Origin of the sequence: Ferruginibacter sp., assembly GCF_031391665.1 — a bacterium.
GTDB lineage: Bacteria > Bacteroidota > Bacteroidia > Chitinophagales > Chitinophagaceae > Ferruginibacter.
In genome coordinates, this window is sequence record NZ_JANMUN010000073.1 from 1 (window position 1) to 3,962 (window position 3,962).

Annotated in this window: 4 protein-coding genes; 1 reads left to right on the plus strand and 3 read right to left on the minus strand. The window is 36.8% G+C overall.

Going from position 1 to position 3,962, the window contains the following annotated elements:
• From ACY651_RS05855 to ACY651_RS05865, 3 genes are all read right to left on the minus strand, one after another.
• A partial coding sequence (locus tag ACY651_RS05855) for a rhomboid family intramembrane serine protease (protein ID WP_462250672.1) occupies positions 1–291 on the minus strand: 291 nt, incomplete at its 3' end.
• A gap of 58 nt (positions 292–349) precedes the next feature.
• Positions 350–856, minus strand: coding sequence for an RDD family protein (locus ACY651_RS05860; RefSeq protein WP_462250674.1), 507 nt, complete (start codon positions 854–856; stop codon positions 350–352).
• Positions 857–1,201: 345 nt separating this feature from the next.
• On the minus strand, positions 1,202–1,963 hold the full coding sequence (locus ACY651_RS05865; protein ID WP_462250676.1) for a serine protease family protein: 762 nt from the start codon (positions 1,961–1,963) through the stop codon (positions 1,202–1,204).
• 513 nt (positions 1,964–2,476) lie between these two features.
• Here ACY651_RS05865 and fusA point away from each other — a divergent pair.
• On the plus strand, positions 2,477–3,962 hold a 1,486-nt coding region (fusA, locus tag ACY651_RS05870; protein ID WP_462250678.1), incomplete at its 3' end, for an elongation factor G.

The window sequence follows — 3,962 nt, forward strand, 5'->3', positions numbered from 1 at the left end:
CAGGTTGCCGCCGATAAGGCTGGTAAAATAAATTATTAAAAATTGCAGCACACCTAACGAACTTTCTATAATGCCACTGAAAAAATAAAGGCTTGCCATGTTAAAAATAAGGTGCATCCAGCTAACATGTAAAAAGCCCGAACTAACCAGCCGTAAATAATCTTTCTTAATAAGAATTTTATCTACTTCAAATTTATAACTCTCAAAAAAAAGAGGACTGATAAAACCTTTGTACGAAAAGGCAATGTTGGCAATGATCAATACGATTGCTGTTATTCCGTTATCAGGCATTGAAATGATATTTTAATTGGCACCAGTTACAAAATAATAATATTATTCTTTGCAATTGTTAACCTGTTTTAATTACCACAGTTTTTGCAATAAAATCATGCACCGCTCTTCTTTTTTCATTAAACAGCATAGAAATAATTTCAAGCAACAGCCAGGCTAGCCCGGCGAAATTGAGTATTTCTAATGTTGTACTAAGGCTGGAGTTGTAAGCAAGGCGGGGGAACAATATTATGGAAATCAAAATAACGGTTTGAAAAAAGTAGATAAAAAAATAAGGCAGGTCTCTTATAAATGCCTGAAAGTAGGAGATGGGTAATTCTTCAGGAAAAGTTACAATTTTTACACCCATGGCCATTTTACCAAAAGTTTGGCCGTATTTACCATGGAGGAAGACGGTGTAAAACTGGTAGATGCACATAAAAATGACTGTCCAAATAATAAGTAAACCTGCCTTGTTGGATAAAACCTCAGTTAAATAATTATTGAGATAACCAATAGGGAGAAAGATCAATCCATCTATCATTGCAGCGCCAAACCTAGCACCTGAGGTGTTGTATTTATTCATAATAAAATCTCTTTTTTATTTGCTTTGAAATGCCCAGCTGCTTAACCCAATGAATGTAATAATATCCTTCCAGGTTTCATAAGCAGAAAGCCCGGCCATTGAAAAAATAAAATTCTTTTTCATAAAGGGAGCACTTTTGTTTTTAAAGTATTTATAAATATACAATACTCTGTTACAGTATTAAAAATATTATTGGCAGCTGTTAAAGGATATCGGCGGCGGCGAAGATAATGCTGTGGTGTTGGTACGCTATGCTGCAATGCTTACGCTGCATACCAGACGCTGGCGGGCAGTGGGTTCAGGCATGAAATAGTAACAACAATAGGGGCGAATAATGTATGGAGCTTATTTTATTAAATCAAGTACATAATACGAAGGAGTAATCATTGCAATTTTACCGCCAGTGTTATCTGAAAATGTTCCATGCACAATTCCTGCAAGTTGAGTTTGTTTCGGCCCAACAACAACGCCATCTTTTTTGACACCTACAAAAACGGGTCCGCCACTATAACCTTGCACACTTGGATTTTCTAAAACTTGAAATGTCGATAATGTTTTTGTGTCAGCTCTTTTTAATGTGAGTAGGCCGCTAGAGAAATATGAATTAAATGTCAAAGGGGAGAAATGGGTTCCGATCATATCAATTAATGGAAAACCAATTGAAACTACATCAAAATCTCTGGAAATTGCTTCTCGTTTATCTGAAATTTGATTGATGGGAAAGCTCCATTCTCTTAATCGGTTGTCACTGCCAGTATCATAGGGATATATTTCTATAAATGATAGGTCAGCTTCAATATGTTTTACCCATGCTGATTTGTTTTTACCAACGAACTTTGAAAGCGGGATTGCAATTGGTTTGTCATTGGCAACTCGAAAAATAATAATACAATTTCCTTTGATTGAGTCTGAGACATGAGACGCTGTTAAAAGATAATATTTATTGCTATCTGAAATAACTGAAGCTGTCCCCAGTCCACGTAAATTTTGTCCAACTATATCCGCAACATAAACTACAATATTAGCTAGGTCATCTTTAAAGTATTTTTTTTGACTATAGATGCTTGAAGTAAAAAGTATTACGATGATTAAAAATTTTAATTTCATTGAGATTTTCGTTTAAGTAACATACAGCTTTAAGTATTTACGAAGGTTTTCCAAATATTAAAGTTTCGTAAACATTTTTAGCGCTTAAGTTTTATTAGGTTAAAAAATAATTGAAACTACTTTTTTGTTGTAATTGTTTCGTAAATATATTTTTTAATTTTTAAATACTTCCACTAACATAGCCCCAAATCCTCATATTACCCAAAACAATTACAATTTTCCGCCATATTATTTTCCTTTTTCCACCCCTTGTTCATATACCAAAAATCCTTACCTTTGCGGCGCTAAAAAGTACAGCAATTTAGGATGGCGCCGTATTTATTTAGCATAATATGAGAGTACAATAAAACATATCGAACCCTTTTTGGCAAAAAATAGCTGGAAATCTGCAGGGTAAAACTATGCTGGAAATTGAAACGGCCGAAATTCAAATAAAATACTTTAAAATAAATAGTGTCAGATGTGTTAAATCACATTCGACATTTTCAAATTCAACATTTAAAATAAAGAAAAATGGGAGATTTACGTTATCAACGCAACTTTGGTATTGCCGCTCATATTGATGCCGGTAAAACCACTACCACCGAACGTATATTATATTATACCGGGGTAAATCATAAAATAGGTGAGGTACATGATGGTGCCGCCACTATGGACTGGATGGCTCAGGAACAGGAAAGAGGTATCACTATTACCAGTGCTGCTACTACCTGCTTTTGGAACTTTCCGATGGTACAAAACAAAAAAACACCGGATACCAAACAATATAAATTCAACATTATTGATACCCCCGGCCACGTGGATTTTACTGTAGAAGTAGAACGTAGTTTACGTGTACTGGATGGTTTACTGGCTTTGTTCTGCGCCGTAAGTGGTGTGGAGCCGCAGAGCGAAACTGTTTGGCGCCAGGCTAATAAATACAAAGTACCACGTGTGGGTTTTGTAAATAAAATGGACCGCAGTGGTGCAGACTTTTTAAATGTGGTAAAGCAGATTAAAGAAATGCTGGGTGCTAAAGCAGTGCCCTTACAGTTACCGATAGGCGCCGAAGATAATTTTAAAGGCGTGGTAGATCTTATTACCATGAAGGGAATGATTTGGGATGAAGCAGGACAGGGTATGACTTACAACGAAGTGCCTATTCCGGAAGATATGATTGAAGAAGTGAACGAATGGAGGCAGCATCTAATTGAAGCCGTTGCTGATTACGATGAGAAACTATTGGAAAAATTCTTTGATGATCCTAACTCGATCACCGAAGATGAAATTCATGAAGCTATCCGTAAAGCAACAATTGATATTTCTATCATTCCGATGATGTGTGGTTCGTCTTTTAAAAATAAAGGTGTACAAACAGCATTGGATGCTATTGTGCGTTACCTGCCCGGTCCTTTAGATATTGAAGCGGTTAAAGGAACAAATCCTGATACGGGAGAAGAATTATTGCGCCATGCTGATCCTAAAGAACCATTTAGTGCGTTGGCATTTAAAATTATGACGGATCCATTTGTGGGACGCCTGGCTTTCTTCCGGGCATATAGTGGCCGTTTAGATTCTGGTAGTTATGTGCTGAATACCCGTACAGGTAAGAAAGAACGTATCAGCCGTATTATGCAAATGCATGCTAACAAACAAAACCCGGTTGATTTTATTGAAGCTGGTGATATTGGTGCGGCAGTGGGTTTTAAAGATATTAAAACCGGTGATACACTTTGTAATGAAGATAACCCGATTGTGCTGGAAGCAATGACTTTTCCAGAGCCGGTTATTAGTATTGCGGTAGAGCCAAAAACACAAGCCGACGTTGATAAGATGGGTATGGCCATTGCCAAGTTGGTAGAGGAAGATCCTACTTTACGTGTACGTACAGACGAAGAAACAGGCCAAACCATTTTGAGTGGTATGGGTGAGCTGCACTTAGAGATTATTATAGACAGGATGAAGAGAGAATTTAAAGTAGAAATTAACCAGGGTGCACCGCAGGTGGCTTATAAAGAAG